The sequence below is a fragment of the Streptomyces sp. NBC_01214 genome (assembly GCF_026340975.1).
GTDB lineage: Bacteria > Actinomycetota > Actinomycetes > Streptomycetales > Streptomycetaceae > Streptomyces.
This window is the reverse complement of record NZ_JAPEOS010000001.1, coordinates 4,661,665-4,682,218: the sequence shown is the minus strand read 5'-3', so window position 1 is coordinate 4,682,218 and position 20,554 is coordinate 4,661,665. Positions and strand designations below refer to the sequence as shown.

Annotated in this window: 11 protein-coding genes; 4 read left to right on the top strand and 7 right to left on the bottom strand. The window is 72.4% G+C overall.

Annotated features, from left to right (window positions below):
• The first annotated feature begins 75 nt into the window (after positions 1-75).
• Positions 76-1,350, top strand: coding sequence for a CdaR family transcriptional regulator (locus OG594_RS21915; RefSeq protein WP_266601534.1), 1,275 nt, complete (start codon positions 76-78; stop codon positions 1,348-1,350).
• A gap of 77 nt (positions 1,351-1,427) precedes the next feature.
• Here the strand turns inward: OG594_RS21915 and OG594_RS21910 are convergent, their stop codons facing one another.
• On the bottom strand, positions 1,428-2,111 hold the full coding sequence (locus OG594_RS21910) for a DUF6461 domain-containing protein (RefSeq protein ID WP_266601532.1): 684 nt from the start codon (positions 2,109-2,111) through the stop codon (positions 1,428-1,430).
• A 2,468-nt stretch (positions 2,112-4,579) separates the two neighbouring features.
• On the opposite strand from OG594_RS21910, the gene OG594_RS21905 reads away from it, so the two are divergent.
• Both OG594_RS21905 and OG594_RS21900 read left to right on the top strand, forming a co-directional pair.
• Positions 4,580-5,470 (top strand): hypothetical protein, encoded by an 891-nt coding sequence (locus OG594_RS21905; protein ID WP_266601530.1) that lies wholly within the window; start codon positions 4,580-4,582, stop codon positions 5,468-5,470.
• 558 nt (positions 5,471-6,028) lie between these two features.
• Positions 6,029-6,286, top strand: a complete 258-nt coding sequence (locus OG594_RS21900) for a hypothetical protein (RefSeq protein ID WP_266601528.1) — start codon at positions 6,029-6,031, stop codon at positions 6,284-6,286.
• A 212-nt stretch (positions 6,287-6,498) separates the two neighbouring features.
• Here the strand turns inward: OG594_RS21900 and OG594_RS21895 are convergent, their stop codons facing one another.
• Positions 6,499-6,780: a hypothetical protein gene (locus OG594_RS21895; RefSeq protein WP_266601526.1), complete on the bottom strand. Its 282-nt coding sequence runs from the start codon at positions 6,778-6,780 to the stop codon at positions 6,499-6,501.
• An 864-nt stretch (positions 6,781-7,644) separates the two neighbouring features.
• On the opposite strand from OG594_RS21895, the gene OG594_RS21890 reads away from it, so the two are divergent.
• Positions 7,645-8,733 (top strand): esterase family protein, encoded by a 1,089-nt coding sequence (locus OG594_RS21890; protein ID WP_266601524.1) that lies wholly within the window; start codon positions 7,645-7,647, stop codon positions 8,731-8,733.
• A gap of 157 nt (positions 8,734-8,890) precedes the next feature.
• Here the strand turns inward: OG594_RS21890 and OG594_RS21885 are convergent, their stop codons facing one another.
• From OG594_RS21885 to OG594_RS21865, 5 genes are all read right to left on the bottom strand, one after another.
• Positions 8,891-11,944, bottom strand: a complete 3,054-nt coding sequence (locus OG594_RS21885; RefSeq protein WP_266601522.1) for a condensation domain-containing protein — start codon at positions 11,942-11,944, stop codon at positions 8,891-8,893.
• On the bottom strand, positions 11,934-13,832 hold the full coding sequence (locus OG594_RS21880; RefSeq protein ID WP_266601520.1) for a non-ribosomal peptide synthetase: 1,899 nt from the start codon (positions 13,830-13,832) through the stop codon (positions 11,934-11,936). Before OG594_RS21880 ends, OG594_RS21885 begins: the two co-directional genes overlap by 11 nt.
• Before the next feature lies 1 nt (position 13,833).
• A complete protein-coding gene (locus tag OG594_RS21875; RefSeq protein ID WP_266601518.1) occupies positions 13,834-15,738 on the bottom strand; it encodes a non-ribosomal peptide synthetase in 1,905 nt (634 codons plus the stop codon).
• The gene (locus tag OG594_RS21870; RefSeq protein WP_266601516.1) at positions 15,738-18,917 is read right to left on the bottom strand and encodes an amino acid adenylation domain-containing protein; all 3,180 of its coding nucleotides are present in this window, start codon (positions 18,915-18,917) and stop codon (positions 15,738-15,740) included. The genes OG594_RS21875 and OG594_RS21870 overlap by 1 nt, the downstream gene beginning before the upstream one ends.
• A 322-nt stretch (positions 18,918-19,239) precedes the next feature.
• The gene (locus tag OG594_RS21865) at positions 19,240-20,529 is read right to left on the bottom strand and encodes a condensation domain-containing protein (RefSeq protein WP_266601514.1); all 1,290 of its coding nucleotides are present in this window, start codon (positions 20,527-20,529) and stop codon (positions 19,240-19,242) included.
• Between the last annotated feature and the right edge of the window lie 25 nt (positions 20,530-20,554).

Sequence of the window (20,554 nt, the reverse complement as noted above, 5' to 3'; positions counted from 1 at the left end):
ATGTCCCGGAAACATCATCGGGCCGGTACGCGGCCGCGTCTCCGGGGTGGAGAACAGAAATCTGCGAGGTGAATTGTGACCGGATCCAACGCAGTGGGGCGGGAGTCGGTGCCGCAGTTCGGCGGCGTGCCGGTCCACAAGCGGCTTCAGGACGCCGCCGTGGCGCTGGAACGTGCGGTGATGGTCCGGCTCGTCGAGCGGCTGCCCGTCTACGGCACGCTGTCAGCGGAACACCTCGGCGGTGACATCGCCAAGCAAGTGACCCGCGGCATCCGGAGCTTCGCCGTGGTCCTGCGCACGGGCGAACTGCCCGGGCAGGCCGAAGCGGCGGCGATCCGCGAGTCCTCGGCCCGGCGGGCCGACGAGGGCGTGCCGCTGGAGGCCGTGGTCGGCGCCTATCACCTGGGTGCGGAGGAGTGCGCCTCCCAGGTCTTCTCGGCGGCCGGACCGGGTGACCTGGGCGACGTACTGCTGGTCCAGCGCCAACTGCTCGCGTATCTGCGGCTGGTGAGCTGCGAGGTCGCAGCCGGGTACGTGCAGGAGCGGCAGACGGCGCTCAGTGACGAGCAGGTCGCCCTGCAGTCGTTGCTGTCCCGGCTGCTGGAAGGCGGCAGCCCGCAGGCCGCGGCCGATCGCGCGGGCATCCATCTGCCGCCCTGCTACCTGGTGCTGAGCATCAGCGTCGGACCGCACCCGGACGAGCTGGTGCCCGGCATGAACCATTCGGTCGCCGCGCGCCGCAAACTCCGGCGACTGCGCAATGAACTACAGCGCCAGACGAGGGGGGTCCCGCTGACCGTGCTGTCCGGCGACGGCGGGCTCGTACTGGTTCCGTACGAGACGCCGGCCGGCGACTTCGGCCGCGCGGACCGGGACCGGCTCTCCCGACTGGTCCAACAGCTCGGCCGGGTGTGCGGCGCCGAGCTCGTGGCCGCGGCGGCAGCGGCAGCGCCGGAAGGCGTCGCCGAAGCCGCCCGGCTGGCCGGCGAGGTACGCGAGGTGGCGGAGGCCTCCGGCCGGGGGCCCGGCCTGTACCTGCTCGACGACGTGCTGCTCGAGTACCAGCTGAGCCGTCCCGGCCCGGCCCGGGACGGGCTCGCCGCGCTGCTCGGTCCGCTCGATGCACGCCCGGAACTGCTCGTCACGTTACGCGTCTTCCTCGCGTGCAGCCTTGACCGGCGCCGGGCCGCCGCCCGGCTCCAGATCCATCCGAACACGGTCGACTACCGCCTGCGCAAGGCGACCGAGTTCACCGGACTGGACGCTGCGCGCGGCGCCGATGCACTGACGCTGCGCGCCGCACTGGCGGCGCACGACGCCGTCCGGCCGGGCGGACCCGACGTGGGCTGACGGGCCGTGACCCCGGTTCCTGGACACGAACGTGCGGCTCGGGGAGGGCGGGCCGGGTCGGGTGGCGCTGGATTCCGTCAGGGCGCCGGTTCCTCGACGGTGGTGACGCTCTCCCGCTCCTCGGCGGGTTCCTCCTGGACTTCCGCGACGTGGTACTCGGCCTCCGCCAGGAGCTCCTGGGTCACCCGCACACCGGTGAGGCGTTCGGTAAGCGCCAGGACCGCCGCCTTCCTGTCGACGTCTGGGTCCTCCTCCCCCGACGGGTGAAGGCCGACCGCGAGCATCAGGGGGTTGAGCGCATTCGGAGTGCTGCCGGTCCTGTCTGCGGGCCACTCGAACGTGGTCCTCAACTCGCCCTGTTCGTACCAGTGGAAGAAGTCCATGGGCTTCCCCCCGTTGCTGGAGTGCGAGACGGCACGGGTTCCGGCTGAGATCGCCTCCATGATGTCCGCGCGCATGTCCAGGCCGCCTCCGAACTCCAGAACGAGGGTCCAGTCCCCTCCCTCGCCCTGCACGGTGAACGCTCCGGCGAGGAAGGCGTCGGGCCATTCGTCGTACTCGTCCAAGAACTCCTGCTGCTCGTGGATGAGCTCGTTGAGTCCCTCACACACGCCTTGCGGCTCGGCCCCCACGATCCGGAACAACTCCGAAGGCGAGACCCCCCGCACCAGCGTCAGGCTGTACCCCAACTCCATTCCGTAGGCGAGCACTGAGGACGAGGAAGATATCCAGCCGTAGTCGGCTGCGGTGGCAGAAGTCATGCGGCCCATCCTCCCAGCGCGCACTGACACCGGGGCGCGCTGCCCTCGCGGTCGCGGCCGGCCGTCGTCGTTCCGGACGGGGTCGACCACCAGCCCTCGGTCCGGGCAGAGGGGTGGTGGCCTGGTCGATCTCCCGGCACTCACGCTCCCTACCGACCGGATGACCGGAGGGCAGGTCCGCCTTGCGCCTCCTCGTCCCTCTCCAGAACGCCGATCGCGCGACGGCGCCAACGCGTGATGGCTACGACGAGGATCACCCCACCCAGCAAGCTGACCAACAGAACACCCCAGACTGCGGCCGTGAACAGGGTCCCGAGTGACTCCATGACGCCCCCTCTCGGGGCGAGAGTACTGCGCGTGCGGCACGGTGGGTCAAAGAGACGGCCTAGCGAAGACGGCCGGCCGGGCACTACCGTGGAACACGAAGACCTCGGCGCGGTGCGTTCCTAGACAGCTCCCACCGCACCGGAGGTCTTCGCCATGTTCGAGACCTGCCGAGTGTCCACGACGTTCGTGATCGGTACGCCTCGACCGACCCGGGCTGCGGGCAGTCGGTCACCGCACCCTCGGCCCTGCCGGAGCCGGTACTGCCGGGCTGCACGGCATCCGTTCAGTGCTCGGGGTCGGGCCGGACGGGAGGGTCGGGGTTTCCGAGGGAGAAGCACCACGAACATTCGTGGGGGTCGCTCGGGGCGCTCGCTTGACGAGGCGGGGGCAGGGGAAATCCCGCCCTGTATTCGTCCTGGAGTACGTGTATCGGTCCCCTCTTCTGTCCGGGCGGAGCGACCGCGCCGGCCGTGCCCGCGTCGGCGAGGCGGCGCGTCACGCGCATCAGCGCGGCCCGGACCGTTCTCACCGCCCGGGCTGCCGCCCTCCGGACACGTCGCACAGCCGACCGAGAACCTCGATCCGATAAGTCACCACAGGAGCCATGCTCATGTCCCTTCACGAAATCAGTTACTCCTCGGTCGCACGGAACAGGAATACATGGATGATAATTTTTTTATTTTGGGTATTTCCCGCCCTTTGTATCAGCGCTTAGCACGGAGGTGCGTCGAACGAGAATTACGCAGACCGCCGACGGTACGGGCGGTACAGGCGGGCACTAGGGCGCCGAGATCCCGCAATGTACGAATTGCCGGGGTTTTTGCACTGGCGATGTGTAGATTGCCGGGGTTTTTAAGGATTCGGCGTTAACGGATGCCCTTTCGACCGGATGCACACCTCGCCGACGTGCGGAATTGCACGGCATTACGTCCGAGACCATCGGCTCATCGCCGTGCGGTAGTAGCATCGAATGCCTATCGCGAGCGCGGGCTCTCGTCGCCGGGCGTCGGCATCACCCGGCCCACCGGGGAACACAAGGGCCAATACGGCTCGTGGACGGCCTGGAGCGGCTCCGCACCGGGGCGGGCCGAGACGCCGGCAGACGCCTCCACCCGCGCCGCGGCTTGCCCTCGAGACAGCCGGAGGGCATCCACATGACAGGACAAGACGTCCTTGAACCGCTGCTGGCGCCTCAGCTCAAGGGCGTCCACACGCCACAGCCGGCCGGTCCCTGATGACGTGAACGCGGTGCAGCCCGTACCCAGTGCGGCAGAGAGCAGCACGATCCACAGGAGAAGATGTCCCACAGCTGATCCTTTCGAAGGCGGAAGCTCGACGACGCCCACGATCTAAGCCCCGTCGATTGCTCGGCATAACGCAGAGGCATATGCAGAGTTGCGCCCCGGCCTCCGATTTCAGCAATGCGTAGCAATGTGCCGCCCTTGGCATTTCAGCGGTTTTCACGATGATCGGCCTGCGAGTGGCGACGCAAGTCGGCGGCCGGCGCGCTCCTGTGCGGCGCATGGCAGTACGGAACCGGGGAGGCGACATGGAGGGATGAAAATATGGCGAGTCGGCGACACGTCCAGACCCATTCGGTCAGACGCGGGCGACGCCGTAAGGTGGGCTCGCGGTGTACGGCAGAGCCACCCGCGGGCCCGCCGCGGCCCGGCACTCATCGGCTCCCTGAGCTGCGGATTGGCAGGGCGGCAGGACGTGGTCGCCGGGCTCTCGCCGTGTTACCGGAATCGACTCGAGGTAGGGCTGAAACTTATCCGTCCACCACGATCACCCGGATGGCGCATACCCTGACCAACATCGACAGCGTTTATGGAATATGACAACAGCAAAGCCCCCCTTCTTCTTCCGTAGGCCTCTAGAAGAAGGCGAGGGGGGAGGTGGTTTTCACACCGGGACTACCCGGATCGGAAAGTGGACTTTCACTCCAGGATCAACGGGCTGCAGCGAGAGCAGGCACGCCACACTGGAAGACGAGGGCCTGGAAATCGACCTGTGTTACTCGTCCTCGGTCCTCGAGGACTTCCTCCATACGATGAGCATGATCCAGGTCGACTTCGACCGGAGGTCAGGGAGCACCGCACCGTCCACGGCCGTCGACGCGCGCTCGGGCGGCAGTTCCCGTGCATGAGTCGTACGGGTACCCCGACGTCCACGGCCTCCACCCGCAGCCGGCCACCACCCTGTCCTGGCATCGGCCGGAGCACGGGGAACCACTGGGCAGGTCCGGTGAGACGCAACTGCCGTGGGATCCGGTGGAAGAGCTCGCGAGCCTGCTCCAGGAGAGCCCCGGACCGGTACAGCCGGAGCCCTTCGCCCACGTCGGCTACGACCTCACCGGTGACACGGCCAGCACCATCGGCCTCGTCGCGGGCTTGAAGCAGACCTCCACGGAGCGACCCACCAGACGAGCTTCCAGCGGGCACCGCCGGAACTCGTCGAGGACGCCGGTGGCGACCCTGCTGCAAACCGGCAGCCTGTTCACCGCCCTGCTGGTCGCCATCATCGCCACCCTGGTGAGCGTGCTCAGCGGGATGGCCATCTGCGACGCCCTGCGCCACAGCGCCGGGCTCCACACGGCCAGCGAAGTGGTGAGCTGGTGGCCCCTGCTGATCTACGGGCCCTGGACGGTCGCCTCGCTGTCCATCCTCAGGTCCGCGCTGCACCAGCGCCGTGCGGTGCATTCCTGGGCGATCGTTCTGTTGTTCTCCACCTTGGCGACGCTCCTGTGCGTGGCCCAGGCACCCAGAACACTCGCCGCGGAGATGTCGTCCGCGCTCCCCGCCGTCGCGGCGCTGGCCTGCTTCCAGCAGCTGGTCCGTCAGATCACACTCACGCGGCCGCCCCGCCAAGCCGCTCCCCGACACCGGAACCCGTCGACGTCCGTGCTCGGGGCCGGGCAGACGGCCACGGCCCGCAGCGGCCCGGACGGTGTCCGTCCCGGGTACTCCGTGGCAGACGGAAGGGCGAGCCGCTCCCCGTCCAACGGTCGCAGGTTCGGGTACGGCGCATGACGGTCGTACCCGTGCGGCGGTGTCTCGTCCGCACGCCACAGCTACGGCCCTCGGCCCGGACTTCGGCTCGGGCTTCGAAGGGACGATCGGTGCGGTACCGCCGGGCTGAGGTGTTGACGCCGACCACGGAGGGCCCGCCCGCCTGGCTCCCGCGCAAGCGGGCCGGCGGGATCGGCGCTGCCGGACCACGGTGCAAGGGGGCCGAACGGCCCGTGCGGGGCGACCGCGAAGAGCGGAGGCAGTGACAGCCGCCAACTTCCTGGACAACCCCGTCCTTCCCATGCGTCACAAGGGTGTTCGCTTGCACCTTTGAAACGAAGATCGAAAGCGATAGTCACGGGCCGTGCGCAGACTCAACCCGACGGTCCCTGCCCAGGTCCGGGCCCCATTCACCGGGCTGCGGCCCGAGCCGTAGCCCGCACCCCGGGCATCCGGCTGCCGCGGCACGTCCGAGCGAGGCGACGTCCGTGGCAGCCACGTGCCCGGGGCAATGGGCCGGGCCGTGTTCCGGTGCCTCACCCCCCACATTTCCCACACCTCCCACGAAGGGCAAGAAGCATGGTGTACGAACTGACCCACGCCGAGCGGATGCAGTACAAGAGGCTTCAGGACGCCGCCTACCAGGACGGCGAAGACGCGGTCACCAACCTCCAGGCGGCGCTCGCGCTCGCCGGCATGACCCTTCCCTCCCTGTGCAACGACGGGCCGGTGGCCAGCCACGGTTTCGTGCGGCTCGGTGGGTGCAACGCGGACTTCGCCAACCGGCTCGCCGAGGTCATCGCTGCGGGTGCCGACGCTCTGCAGTACCAACGGTGAACCGGCAGCCGGCCCCCGTGAGCCGACCGTACGACGTCGCCGAGTTCGGATCTGCCGGACGAACCCGCCACGGGCCCCTGGCCCGCTGGGGCTGACCTGCACGAACCGCCCGCGCAGGCGCGCCCGCCGTGTCCTGGGTGTCTCGGTGGCTGCGGTCAAGACACCCAGGGCTGAGGTCCGTTGTGGAAGTGGCTGGAGATGCGGGGTGTCGTTCAGAGACTGCGGATGGCCTCGGCCAGGTCGGATCCGTAGGAGGCCCAGCAGATCACTGAGCCGTCAGCGTCTAGCTGACCCATGAACCACTCACCGTCGTCCCTCACGAGGCACAGTTCGTGGAACGCAAGGATCACATCGGGCTGGAGGGACTCGTAGTCGTCCTGACCGGCGACGTCGACGACTACGAGCCGGTCGACGGAGAGCGGGGCGGCGCTCGGGTCTCCGGACAGCGCGCGCAAGCGTTCGAGCGTCCATCCGGCGGGGAGTCGTGAGTTCACCGACGCATGGTCTCAACAGGGTGCCCGTCACGGCCACTCGTTAAGGACTGCCCATGGTCGGCCGGCTCGAGGAAGAGGCCGCCGGGTGGTTCCTACTCCCTCATGGCTTCCTGCCACGCCTGCGCCTGACCGGGGTGGGGGCCAGCGCACCGAGCGGCCCGGTGACCGCCGCGTCCGGCCAGGTCGCCCTTCCCTCCGCCGTGCGGGAGAGAAACGATTTAGCAGTACGCCCCAGTAGGCGCTTCCGGTCCGCCGGGTGCGCTCGGCGCCGGCCAGCATCTCGGTGAAGCCGGCGCGGGACCGGCCGAAGGCCGCCAGGATGTCGGCCTCGCACTCGCATGACCGCAGGACCATCCGGCCCTCCCTTCGTATCTCCACGGCAAGGACCGCCGCGGGCCAACCGCACCGGGCGCGCGTCTCCGGCAGCCACATGGGCGAACTCGTGCCGGGCGATCGCCCTCGACGTTGAACGGCTCCCCCAGCCGGAGGCGGCCTCGAGGACCCCGGGTCGGCCCCGGAGCCCGAGGCCGTCGGCCTGCCGATCCGCCCACTCGGTCGGGGAACGCACGCCGGGCAGCGCCGTCGGGGGGGCAGCTGCTGTGGGCCTGCGTCGAACTCCGCGGGAAATCGGCCGCATCCACGGTTCGCGGTCACCTGCGCCGGCAGGGGTGGCGCGCACCGCACGGCCGGCGTGCGCAAGGACGCCGGGCGGTCCTGCTCGTACAGCAGCTCACTCAATTGAAATATAAACGACATTTACTGCACATTTTTGCAACCCTTCGGGTCGATAAACACATCCAAAGAGAAGAAGAACCCACCCGTTCTGCCCGCCCGAGGGCAGCCGCCCCGTTCGGAGCAAAGTTCGTGCACGAGTACCCGCAGCCGCAGCAGCCCAGGCGATCCCGCAGGAAGGTGTGGATCACGTCCGCAGTGGCGGTGGCCCTGCTCGCCGGCACCGGCGCCGGGTTGATCTACTGGAAGACGGACTGGTTCGACGGGAACGGGGAGTCCGTCAGTTACGCGAAACCCGCCGCCGATGCGGAGGAGAAGAAGGAGACCGGCGGCGGGAAGCAGGCCTCCGCGCCGAGCGCGGACCCGGACGTCTCCCTCCCCGCCGGCCCGTTCACCGACTTCAAGCAGACGGTGAAGCTGGACGACGGCACCCGCATATCCAAGGCCCGTGTGAAGGGCGCCAAGTCCGGCTTCGACGGAAGCGTCTGGGTGTGGACTCCCAAGGAGTACGACCGCCCGGAGTACGCGAAGAGCGCCTTCCCCGTCATGATCGCGCTGCCCGGAGGCAACGGGAACGCCGACAACTACTGGGCGACCATGCCGAAGCTGGGCCTCCAGAAGGCCGTCGCCGAGGGCGCCGCAGCCGGCAAGAGCCTCCCGTTCATCCTGGTCATGCCGATCCTCAACCCGGACGCCAAGTACTACTACGACGGTTCCGACATACCCGGCCAGGCCAAGATGGGCACCTGGATCGGCGAGGACGTACCCGACCTCGCCCGGGCCAACTTCCGTACGTACAAGTCCCGCGACGGCTGGGCCTTCATGGGCAACTCCTCCGGCGCCTTCGTCGGCCTCAAGCAGCTGCTGCAGAAGCCGGACCGCTTCCGGGCCGTCATCGCCAACGGCGGCGAGATCGTCCCGGACTCCCCGCTCTGGAAGGGCCACCAGGCGGAAATGGACGCGAACAACCCCGAGAAGCTCGCCCCGAAGCTGATCAACGACAAGGGCCCCGAGGTGGACATCCTCTTCCAGTACGGCACCAAGGAAGGCGGGCGCGACCGGATGGAGAAGTTCCAGCAGCAGTTCGGCAAGGGGCCGATCAAGGTCTCGATCCACGAGATCCAGGGCGGCGACCACAACGGCTGGGACTACGTCCGCGGCATGACGGAGGGCCCCCTGGAACAGCTCAGCAAGCTGATGAAGGGCCCGAAGCCGCAGTAAGCGGCCGGTGCGCAAGCCTGAGCGGCCGGGCACCGTTCGCGCCGTCGAACGGCTCTCAGCAGCCGTTCACCGACCGGACGGTGCGATGACGCCCGGGCGAGGGGAAGGGCGCGCTGCTGCGCCCGGAGCCTCGGGGGCTCCGGGCGCAGGCGCCGTGTCAGCCGTGGTCGGGCGGCATGGCGTCGATCATCTCTGCCAGTACGGTCCGCCGGTCCTCTCCCGGGCGTGCGCGCAAAGGACGGGCCAGGCGGGCGCTGTCGTAGTGCCAGCGGTGATCGAGGTCCCGGGGAACGGTCCCGGTCGCACGGAGCTCCGCGCGGGAGCCGAGCAGTTCCGTGAGGTCCTGTGCCAGGTCGTACCAGGACACGTGGCCGCTGCACGCGTTGGCGACTCCGTGCACGGGCCGGTCCAGGCACTCGGCCACCGCACGGGCCAAGGCGGCAGCGTGCACCCAGGCGGCCCCGTACCAGTCGTGTCCGCCGGTACCGGGGCGCGGCAGGTCGATCGGCCGGCCCTGGCGGGCCGACTGGTAGAGCGTGCCGATGGCACCCCAGCGCAGCTGTTCGCGCAGCCGGTCGTGCGCGCCCCAGACGATCGGTGACCGTACGGCGCTCGCGCCCCCGCGCCCCTCGGTCCCCGCGGCGCGCAGCAGCATCGCCTCGCAGTCGAGCTTGGCCCTCCCGTACGGGCTGACGGGCTCGTGGGACGGCAACTCCTCGGCGACCCGGTCCGTCCCGGGGTGCCCGTAGGCGTCGACGCTGCTGACGAAGACGAACGGTCCGCGCCGCCAGGCGTCGACCATCGCCTCCATCGCCGCCAGGTCCACCTCGTGCCGGGTGAAGGTGCAGGCGGCGTGGACCACCGCGTCCGCCTGTGCGACGGCGTCCCGCAGCCCCGCCGGGTCGGAGAGGTCGCCCTCGATGACGTCGACGCCCTCGGTGGCGATCAGATGGGCGGACTCGGGCCGGGCCAGGGCCAGGACGGGGCGGCCCCGTGCGGCGAGTTCACGTACGACGAACGCGCCCACGCCACCCGTCGCGCCGGTGACGAGCACCGTGCCCGGGCGGAGGTCCCGGGAACGGGGGGCCGGCTTGCTCGCGGCCTTCGCGGCGCTCTGCCGTGCCGCCCGTTCGTCGAGGAGCACGGTCAGCGCCCGGGGCGTGCGGGCCTGGAGCACGTCGAGGCCCGTGAGCGGCAGTCCGAGGTCCGTGCGCAGCCGTTCGGCGAGCTGCACGGCCTTGAGGGAGTGGCCGCCGAGGGCGAAGAAGTCGTCGTCCGGCGACGGGGCGACACCGAGCACGGCGGTGAAGCCCTCCTCGACCGCCCGGGCCCGCGGACCGGACGGGTCGCTCGCCAGGGACGGCCCGGGCAGCCGGGCGCGGTCGAGCGTCCCGGAGGCCGAGCGGGGCAGCGCGTCGAGCAGCGTGACCGTGGCGGGCACGGCCGCGGGTGCGAGCGAGCGGCGCAGCAGGCCCAGCAGTTCGTGACCGGACGGGCCGAAGCTGTCGTGCAGGACGGCATAGGCCACGGACGGCCCCTGCTCGGGCTGGACCACCATGGCGTCGGCCACGCCCGGGTGGGCGCGCAGGGCCTGCGCGGCCGGGTGGCGGTCGCCGTCCTGGTCGGCTCCGTCCTGGTCGGCTCCGTCCTGGTCGGCTCCGTCCTGGTCGGCTCCGTCCCGGTCGGCGCCGCCCTGGGGGCCGGAGCCGTCGTTCGGACCGGGGAGGGGCAGCTCGCTCAGGGCGAGTTCCGGGTCGGCCGCGACCGCGTGGAGCAGGGCCGCGTAGTCCCGTACGGCCGCCTCCGCCACGGTGTCGTCCAGCGTGTTCGCGTCGTACTGGACGAGCGCCCGGGGCGGTGCGGCATCGGCCGGCACCAGGCCGTAGGACAAGGTGAACTTCGCGCCGTCGGAGGGGACGTCGACGTACTCGGCCGTCGTACCCGGCAGCCGCAGTACCGTCGGCTCGCCGAGGACGTCGGAGGTGACGCGGACCAGTGCGGTGCCGTCGGCACCGCGGGCCCCGGCGCCGAGGCGTTCGAGGACCAGGTCGAAGGGGATGTGCCGGTGGCTCTGGGCTTCGAGGAGCGCGTCGCTCACGCGGCGCAGCAGTTGGGCGAAGGACGGGTCGCCGGAGACGTCCACCCGTACGGGCAGGGTGTTGACGCACAGGCCGACCAGGCCGCGCATGGCGGTTCCGCTGCGGTGGGTGCCCGCCACGCCGATGACGAGGTCGTCGTCGCCGGTGAGGCGGTGGAGGGCGGCAAAGGCCGCGGTGAGCGACACCGCGAAGAGCGTGGCCCGGCGCTGTGCACCCAGCGCCCGTAGGGCGTCGGGCACCCCTGGCGCCAACGGCACGGTGTGCGCGGCGCCGGGACGTGCCGCCGTGGAGGGAGCGGCTGCGCCCGGCTGGGGCAGGCGCGGCGGGGCGGCGTCGGCCAGCAGGCCGCTCCAGCGGTTCAGTTCCGCCTCGAAGCCGGGCAGGGCGTCGTGCTCGCGGCGCGCGTGGTCGGCGTACTGCGGCGGTGCGGCGAGCGTGCGCCGACCCGTTCCGTCGGCGGCCGCCGTGTAGAGGACGGCGAGTTCGGTGGCCACGGTCTCCAGTGAGGCGGCGTCCACGGCGATGTGGTGGAAGGTCAGCAGCACCGTGTGGTCCTGCGGGCCGTGGCGCAGGACGAGGGCCCGTACGGCGTCGCCGGCCGCGAGGTCGAACGGCCGGGCCGACTCGCGCCGCAGCAGCTCCGGGGCGTCCGTTGCGCCGGTGTCGACGACGTGCACGGGGACCGTCCGCGGCGTCGGCAGCACCTCCTGGTACGGCTCGCCCTCGTGCTCCGCGTAGCGGGTGCGGAGAATGGCGTGCCGGGCCACCAGCTGGGTGAGGGCGGTGGCGAACGCGGCCACGTCGAACGGACCGCGCACCCGGGTGGCGAACGGTACGTGGTACGAGTCGCCCGCGCCGCCGAGCCGCTCCATCAGCCACATGCGGCGCTGGGCGCGGGAGAGGGGAACCCTTCCGGCCTGCGGGGCGGTGGCGGTGGTACCGGAAGGAACGGTGTCCCGGGTCGCGCGGCCGTCCTGTGCTGCGCCCGCACCGGTGGTGGGCTCGGTCTGGGCCGTCGCGCGGCGGGCGGTTCCGGCCCGGGCCCGGCGCAGCAGCTCCTGTTGGAGTTGCTGCCGGCTGTTGCGGGCCGCGGAGTCGGTGTCAGTGGACATCGCTGTGCTCCGGGGTCTCGGGGTGGAGGTCCGCGTGGGCGGCCAGGAGGGCTCGTTCGACCAGCGCGGCCTGGGCGGCGACGGTCGGGGCGGCGAAGAACTCGGCGAGGGAGAGTTCGACGCCGAGTTCCTCGCGCAGGTCGTCGGTGACGGCGAGGGCGAGGAGGGAATGGCCGCCGAGGAGGAGGAACTCGTCGGCGGCGCGGGTGACCTCGACGCCCAGGGCCTGGCTCCACACCTCGGCGACGGCCTGTTCCAGCGGTGTCATCTGCGCCGCCGGCTCGTCGGCGGGCAGGCTCTGGGCGGCGTGCGCGCGTGCGCTGTCCGCGCGTGCGGCGAGCGCGCGCCGGTCGACCTTGCCGGCCGGGGTGAGGGGCAGCCGTTCCAGCACGGTGACCGTGTCGGGAACCAAGTGGGCGGGCAGCACCGCGGTGAGCCGCTCGCGCAGTGCCGCGCCGTGCGGTACGGGGCCGGGCGCGGGGACGACGAACGCGACGAGGCGGGCCTCGGGGGTGCCGGCGCCGTCGACGGTGACGGCGGCGTCGTCCACGTCCGGCTGCTCGCGGAGGGCGTGTTCGACCTCGGCCGGTTCGATGCGGAAGCCGCGGACCTTCACCTGGTCGTCGTTGCGGCCGTGGAACTGGAGGACGCCGTCGGACCGGAGGGAGACGATGTCGCCCGTACGGTAGAGCCGCCCGCCAGCGGCGGCGGGATGCTCGACGAACCGTTCGGCGGTGAGTGCGGGCAGACCCGTGTACCCGTGGGCGAGCCTGCTGCCGCCGATCCACAGTTCGCCCCGGTCGCCGTCGGCGACCGGGTGGCCGTCGGCGTCCAGGACGTGCGCCGTGGCCCCGGAGACGGGCCTGCCGATCGGTATCGGCCCCTCGCAGTCCTGCCCGGTGACCCGGTGTGCGGTGGCGAAGGTGGTCGTCTCGGTCGGCCCGTAGCCGTTGACGAGCTCCAGCCAGGGGAAGGCGGTGAGGACCTCACGGGCCGGTGCGGCGGCCATCGCCTCGCCGCCCACGACGACCGAGCGGAGCTGGGCGAAGACGCGGGAGCGGCGTGCGGCGAGCTGGTGGAAGAGGGCCGTGGTGAAGAAGGCCACGGTCACGCCGTGCTGTTCGACGTGCCGGGCGAGGTCCTCCAGGGAGGGCCGCTGCTCGGTGCAGACGACGACCGCGGCACCGCCCGCGAGCGCGCCCCAGACTTCGAACGTGGAGGCGTCGAAGGTCATGGGCGAGTGGAACAGGACGCGGTCGCGGCCGGTGAGGGTGACGTAGTCGGGCGCGGTGACCAGCTCGGCGATGGCCCGGTGCGGCACGAGGACGCCCTTGGGACGGCCGGTGGAACCGGAGGTGAACATGATGAATGCCGGGCTGTCCGGGTCGGACTCGTCGACCGGTCGACCGGTCGTGAGCGGCTCCTCGGGCAGGGCGAGGACGGGGCCGGGGAGTGCGGCCGCGTCCAGCAGCTTCGCGTCGCCGACGGTGAGCGTCACGTCCGCGTCGGCGATCATCGCCTCGGTGCGCGGGCGGGGCTGGGCGGGATCGAGCGGCACGCACACGGCTCCCGCCAGCCACAGCCCGAGCTGCGCCACGATCGTGCGGGACGACCGTGCCGTCAGGAGCGCCACCCGGTCGCCGCGGGCCACGTCGTGCGTGCGCAGGTGTGCCGCGAGGGCGCGGCCCGCCTGCAGGAGACGGCCGTACGTGAGGGTGGTGTCGCCGTCCACGACGGCGAGGGCGTCGGGGGTGAGTTCGGCGTGCCGGGCGACGAGTGCCGGCAGGGCGGTCGCCGGGCCGGCGGGCACCGGGGTGGTGGACGGCACGGTGGTGGACGGCAGGGTGGTGGACGGCAGGGTGGTGGACGGCAGGGTGGTGGACGGCATGTCAGGCTCCTTCCGGGCGCGGGGTCCGGCGCTGGTCGAGGAGGGCGGCGAAGGCGCGCAGGTCGGTGCTGCGCAGCAGCTCGGGGGCGCGCAGGCGCACTCCGGTCTCGCGTTCGACGGTTGCCAGCAGCCGTGCGGCGACGACGGAGGTGCCGCCGGCGTCGGTGAAGTGGTCGCCGAGGCCGATGCCGGGCCGGCCGAGGAGGTCGCGCACCGTCGCCAGCACGAGCCGCTCGGAGGCGGTGGCGGTGGCGTCGGCGGGGTCGTCCGTGGTGGCGGTCCGGGGCGCGCCGGTGGTCCGGGCCCGGGCTGCCAGGGCCGGCCGGTCCACCTTGCCGTTGGCGTCGAGCGGGAAGCCGTCGACGATCCGTACGGCGGTGGGGACGGCCTGCTCGGGAAGCCAGGCCCGGACCGCGTCGAGGAGGTCCCCCGCCGCGGGTTCGGCGCCGTCGGCGGGCCGTACGTGGGCGACGAGTCGGCCGTGGCCGGAGCTGTCGCGCAGCACGGTGACGACGGCGGTGCGCACCCGGGGGTCCTGCTCGAAGGCGGCTTCCACCTCGACCGGTTCGATCCGCACGCCGCTGATCTTCACCTGGTCGTCGAGACGGCCGAGGAAGTCCAGGCTGCCGTCGGCGTTCATCCGTACCCGGTCGCCGGTCCGGTAGAGGCGGTCGATCGCGGGCAGCGCCAGTTCTTGCGGAGGCGGGGTGAACCGGCGGGCGGTGAGTTCGGGGTCGAGGTAGCCGAGCGCCAGGCAGTGACCGCCGACGCGCAGTTCACCCTCCTGCCCGCGGGCGACGGGGCGGCCCCCGTCATCCGTGACGACGAGGGTGACGCCCGGCAGTGCGGTGCCGATGGGGGGCGGGGTCGGGTCGCCGGCCTCCGGGTCGGTGCCGCGCATGGTGTGGGTGGTGGTGACGACGGTGGCTTCGGCGGGACCGTAGGCGTTGTGGACGGTCGCGGTGACGTCGGTGCCGGGGTGGCGGCGCATGCGGTCGCCGCCGACGACGAGGTGACGTAGCTTCAGGTCCTGCGGCCAGGGCCGGTCCAGGAGCGGTTCGACGGTGGGCGTGGCCGCCACGGCGTGGGTGAGGCCGGTGTCACGCCACCAGTCGGTGAGCACGTGCGAGTCCCAGCGGGTGTCGTCCGGGGCCGGGACGAGGGCGGCACCTGAGGTCAGGGCGGCCCACAGTTCGAGCAGGTGCGGGTCGAACGCGACACCGATGAGCAGGGACTGCCGGTCGCCCGGTGCGAGGCCGGTCTCGGCCCGGTACCAGTCGAGGGCGACGGACAGCGAGGGCTCGGCGACGGCGACCGCCTTGGGGCGGCCGGTGGAACCGGAGGTGAGGACGGCGTACAGGGCGCCTTCGGGCGCGCGCCGGGTGCCTTCGACGGAGTCGGCGAAGGCCGCGACCACGGTGGCGGGGGCGTTGACACCACTGGTGGGCAGCGGCAGCGGGACGTGCTCCCCGCTGCGGTGTTCCTCGGGCAGGACGCCGGGGTCGCCGATGAGGCAGGCGACGTCGAGGTCCTCGGTGACGGCCTGGATGCGGCGCTCGCCGGGGCGGGGGCCGAGCGGCAGGTAGACGGCGCCGAGCCGGGCGAGCGCGACGGCGGTCACCACCAGGGCGGTGGACCGGTCGAGGCAGACGCCGACCAGGTCACCGGGGCGGACGCGGTCGGCCAGATCGGCGGCGACCAGCTCGGCCGCCGCGTCGAGGTCCCGGTAGGTCCAGATCTGTGTGCGGTCGATCGTTGCCGGGGCCTGCGGGGTGCGCCGCGCCCAGTCCTCGAAGCGGGCGAGCACACCGGTCGGTTCGGCGGAGGGGCCGTGGGCGACGCTCGGCGTGGGTCCGGTGTCGGTGGGCGTGGCGGGAAGGACGACTGCGGTCGGGGACTGGGTCATCACGACTCCGTGGAAAGGGCGGTGGTGGCGAGGGCATCGGCCTGGTCGGCGAGCACGGGGTTGCGGAAGAGCACCTTCAGCGGCGGGCGCGTGCCCAGCCGGGGCTCCAGCCAGGCGGCCAGCTCGGCCGCGAGCAGGGAGTGGCCCCCGCTGTGGAAGAAGTGGGAGCGGGCGTCGAATCGGCTGTGGCCGAGGACCGTGCGCCAGCCTTCGGTGAGCAGGGCCGTCATCGGATCGTCGGAGACGTCGGTGGTGCCGGCGGGCCCGGGCTCGGAGCCGATCCGAGGCTCGTGGCCGGTTCCGGGCTCGGGCGTAGCGGCGTCGTCGGGGTCGAGCGCCGCCGCCCGGCGGGACAGTGCCGTACGGTCGGGCTTGCCGCCGGCGAGGGTCGGCATGCTGTCCAGCCGGGCCCATCGGGCGGGCACGAGGGGGCCGGGCAGGCGTCGGCTCAGCTCGGCGTGCAGTGCCTTTTCGTCGAAGGCCGCGCCGTCGGCGCCGTCTTCGAGGAAGCCGACGAGCCGGGGCGCGCCGGGGCCCTCCCGGTCCAGTACGACGGCGCAGGACCGGCCGCCCAGCACCGCGGACGCGGCCGCCTCGATCTCCTCCAGCTCGATGCGGTGACCGCGCAGCTTGATCTGGTGGTCGCGCCGCCCGAGGAAGTACAGCAGGCCGTCCAGACCGCGGTAGCCGAGGTCTCCGGTGAGGTAGACGCGCTGTCCGTCGAGTGCGTCGACGTGGACGAACCGGGCGGCCGTCGCCTCCGCGTTGCCCGCGTAGCCCTGGGCGAGGCCGGGTCCGGCGACGGCGAGTTCACCGACCGCGCCGGACGGCAGCGGGCGGTGGTGGGCGTCCAGGACGTGGACCCGCTCGCCCGGGAGTTCGGTGCCGAGGGGGATCTCGGATCCCTCGGCGAGGGCGTCGCGGGAGATCTCGTGGACGGTCGAGCTGATGGCCGCCTCCGTGACGCCGTACGCGTTGAGCACGGCGGCGTCGGTGTCGGCGAGGACGCCGCGCAGTGCCTCCACGGGAAGCCGCTCGCCGCCGAGGACCAGGAGCCTGGGCGCCCAGCTCTCGTCCCGCAGTGCGGGACGCAGGTCCTCGCGGGTGGCGAGGAAGTAGCTGGTGGGCAGGTTGGCGACGGTGACCCGGGCGGACGCCAGCAGTGCGGCGAGCTCCGCGCCCGTGGGCACCTCGTGCTCGGGCAGGACCAGGCACGCACCGGCGTGCAGGGTCGGCAGCACCTCCTCGAGCGCCACGTCGAAGGACGGCTGGGCGAACATCAGGACCCGGTCCGAGGTGGTGAGGCCGAACCGGTCGGCGGCCGCCGTCATGTGGTGCACCAGCGCCTCGGGGCCGACGGCGACGGGCTTCGGCGTGCCGGTGGAGCCGGAGGTGTGGATGACGTACGCGGTGCCGGGGAGTTCGGCGGTTCCGTGCGCGGCGGGCAGTACCGGGGCGTCGATCCGGGCCGTCGGCAGTGCTTCCGGCAGGTCCGGGGTGCCGTCGCCGATGAGGACGAGCGCGGGGGCGAGCCGTTCCAGCAGCAGGCCGAGGCGGGCCGGCGGATCGGACGGGGACAGCGGGCAGTAGACGGCGCCGGTCCGCAGGCAGGCGAGCAGGGCGACGAGCGAGTCGGTCCCCCTGGGCAGGACCACGGCGACCGGCCGACCGGCAGTCACACCGGCGGCGCGCAGTCGCTCGGCGAGCGAGCCGACGAGGTCGTCGAGTTCGCCGTAGGTGAGGCGGCGGGCGCCGCACAGCAGGGCCGGCTGCGACGGGTGGTGCGCGGCCACGGGATCCAGCGGATCGCGGTCGGCGGGGACGGGCACGGGCTCGGCGGCCGGCTCCACCACGGTCGGTTCCAGGTCGGCCAGCGCGGTCTCGGGGCTGTCGAGGTAGGCGCGCAGCAGGCCCAGGAAGCGGCCGGAGACCAGCCGGGCGACGTCTTCGCCGAACAGGTCCATGTCGTAGTCCCAGACCAGCGTCATACCGGGCGAGCCGTGGCGCGGGGTGACGCCGCGCCGGTCGTCCGGGAGCAGGACCACGTCGAGGTCGAAGCGGGTGGTTCCGGTGTTGAAGCCCTCGAAGAGGGTGATGTCGAGACCGGGCACGTCGATCTCGGGCAGCGGTGCGTCGTGGGCGCTGAACATGACCGAGAAGAGCGGGTTGTCGGCGCCGGAGGTGTGCATGCCGAGCGCCCGGGTCAGCTCCTGGACCGGTACGTCCTGGTGCGGCAGGGCCCGGATGAGGGTGTCGGTGACCTCGTCCATGGCGTCCTGGGCGGGGGCCGCGCCATCCAGGGCGAGCGGCAGCGGGATGGTGTTGACGAACATGCCCACGGCGTCCTCGTAGCCGAGGGGGCGGTTGCCGACGGCGGTGCCGATGACCATGCGGGAGCGGCCGCTGTGCCGGCGCAGGAGTTCCGCGAACAGCCCGAGGAGCGTGGAGAAGGGGGTCAGTCCGCGTGCACGGGCGTGCGCGCGCAGGCGTTCGGCGAGATCGGCGCCGATCGTCTGGCGCAGCTGTCCGCCGTGGTGATCGCGGCGGGCACCGGGGCGGGTCAGGCCGGGCAGCGGCAGGTCGTGCTGCTGGTCGCGCAGTTCGGCCCGCCAGAAGTCGAGCGATTCGGGGGCGTACGCGGCTTCGGCCCGCTCCTGGACGTGGTCCGCGTACGAGGATGCGGGCGGGAGCTCCAGGGTCTCGCCGAGGACGTGGGCGCGGTAGACGCGGAAGACGTCGTCGAGCAGGATCGCGAAGGAGTGGCCGTCATGGATCAGGTGGTGCTCGACGTGGACCAGCCGGTGGTGGCGCTCGGCCAGTCGCACGAGCGTCCAGCGGATGAGCGGTGCCTCGAAGGTGTCGAGCGGTGTTTCGGCCTCGGTGCGCAGGAGACGGGCGAAGGCCGCCTCGGGGTCCTCCTCGGTGCTGAGGTCGACCGTGCGCAGTCGCGGTGCACACTGCCGCGCGACCCGCTGCGCCGGTACGGATCCGGTGGAGGCGACGAGTTCGAGCCGCAGGCCGGGGTGGCGTGCCAAGGTCGCGTCGAGTCCCCGGCGCAGCGCCCCGGTGTCGAGGGTGCCCCACAGGTCCAGCGAAGCGGTGAAGTTGTAGGCGCGACTGCCGGGCTGCATCTGCTCGTGCAGCCAGACGATCTCCTGCGAGGAGGAGAGGGGAAGCATGGGCGATCCCTGAGGTTGTCGGGTCGGTCTCCGTACCGGTCACGGTCGTGTCCGGTGGTCGTGCGGGCGGCGTCGCGGGTCGCGCGGTGCCGCGTTCCACGTGGGGGGCCGTGGGGGGATGCCGTGGGGGGGGGTCGGGGTGCGCGGCGGCGCGGGATGCGCTGCGGTACCGGGTGCCGGACGCTGCGGTTGCGCGTGGACACCCGGTGCGCGGTGGCCGCGGGTCGGTGGTGCGCCGGGGGGCGCTGCGGTCGAGCGGGGTGGCGGGAGGGCGCGGGTGCGCGTCGTTCCCGGAGCCTTCGGCGGCCTCCGGGCGGCGGGGTCACTGCGCGGTGTGCTCCGAGGGGCGCAGCGCGTGGGTGAGCGCGTCGAAGGCCCGGTGCGCGGCCCCGTCGTCGAACACCGCCCGGTCCCACGCCATCTGCACGCGGATCTCCGCTCCCTGGGTGACGGAGACGGCGAAGGGGCCGCGTACCGGTCTGCCGTCGACGTGGACTTCCCGTCCCTCGACACCGGCGAGCGTCAGGGGTGGGCGACGGCTGTCGTCGTCCACGGTGAGCAGTCCGTCGAGGCCTCCCGTCCAGGCCGAGCCGGCGGCCCGCGCCGCGGTCACGACCGCGTCGAACGGTACGTCTGCCCGGTCGAGGTCGTCCCACCACGCGTCGGCCGTCACCTCCGGGCCGGGTCCGTGGCCGGTGTAGGTCGGGAAGACGAGGGTGTTGAGGAAGCAGCCGACGACCGGCTCCGCTCCCGTGGGACGGCCGCCCCACGGGTAGCCGAGCGGGACCGCGAGGCCGGGGCCGTACAGTTCGCGGGCCGCGGAGCGGCAGGCGTCGAGCAGCCCGGGGAAGGACACGCCACCGTCGTGCGCGGGCAGCCGGGCCTGCGCGGCACCGCTGGGCCATGCGCCCTCGGGCACGCGTGCCGGACGGGGGGCCGGAGCGTGGGCGCGCAGCGCGCGCAGCCGGTCCGCCCAGTACGCGGCCGCCTCGGGCGTCTCCGCCCTTTCCTCGGCGGCGAGTTGACTGAGGACCGCGTCCCGGTAGGCGGCGAGTTCGGCTTCCGTCTCCTCCGGTTCCACCTGGGATCCGGGGGCTTCCTCGCCGTACGCCGCGCCGAGTTCGTCGACGATCCGCGCCAGTGAACGGCCGTCGCAGACGGCGTGGTCCAGGGCGACGGCGAGGATGTCCTCCTCGCGCTGCTCGTCGTGTACGAGGAAGAGCCGCATGGGGGGACCCTGCGCGTCCCAGGAGGCCAGCGCGCGACGGAGCCCGTCGGCGGGCGACTCCCCCGGTACGAGGGTCGACCGGGTCACGGTGACGTCCGGATCGGCGACGCGCAGGACGGGTGTGCCGCGGACGACGTCGGGCCGCGAGCGCAGGGCGGTGTGCCGTGCGGCGAGCCTGGATGCCGCTGCCCGCAGGCGTTCGGGGTCGATGGTTCCGGACGGGAACGCGAAGAACATCGGCACCACGTCGGGGCGTCCCGACGGGTCCAGCGAACGCACCAGAAGGAAGCGGCGCTGTGCTCCGGTGACCGGCAGCAGGGTGTCGGACCGGTCGCCGGCGAGGCGCCGGTAGCGGGCCAGGTACTGACTCGAAATGCTGAGCACGTGGTCCTCTTCGTCGTGGCCGCGG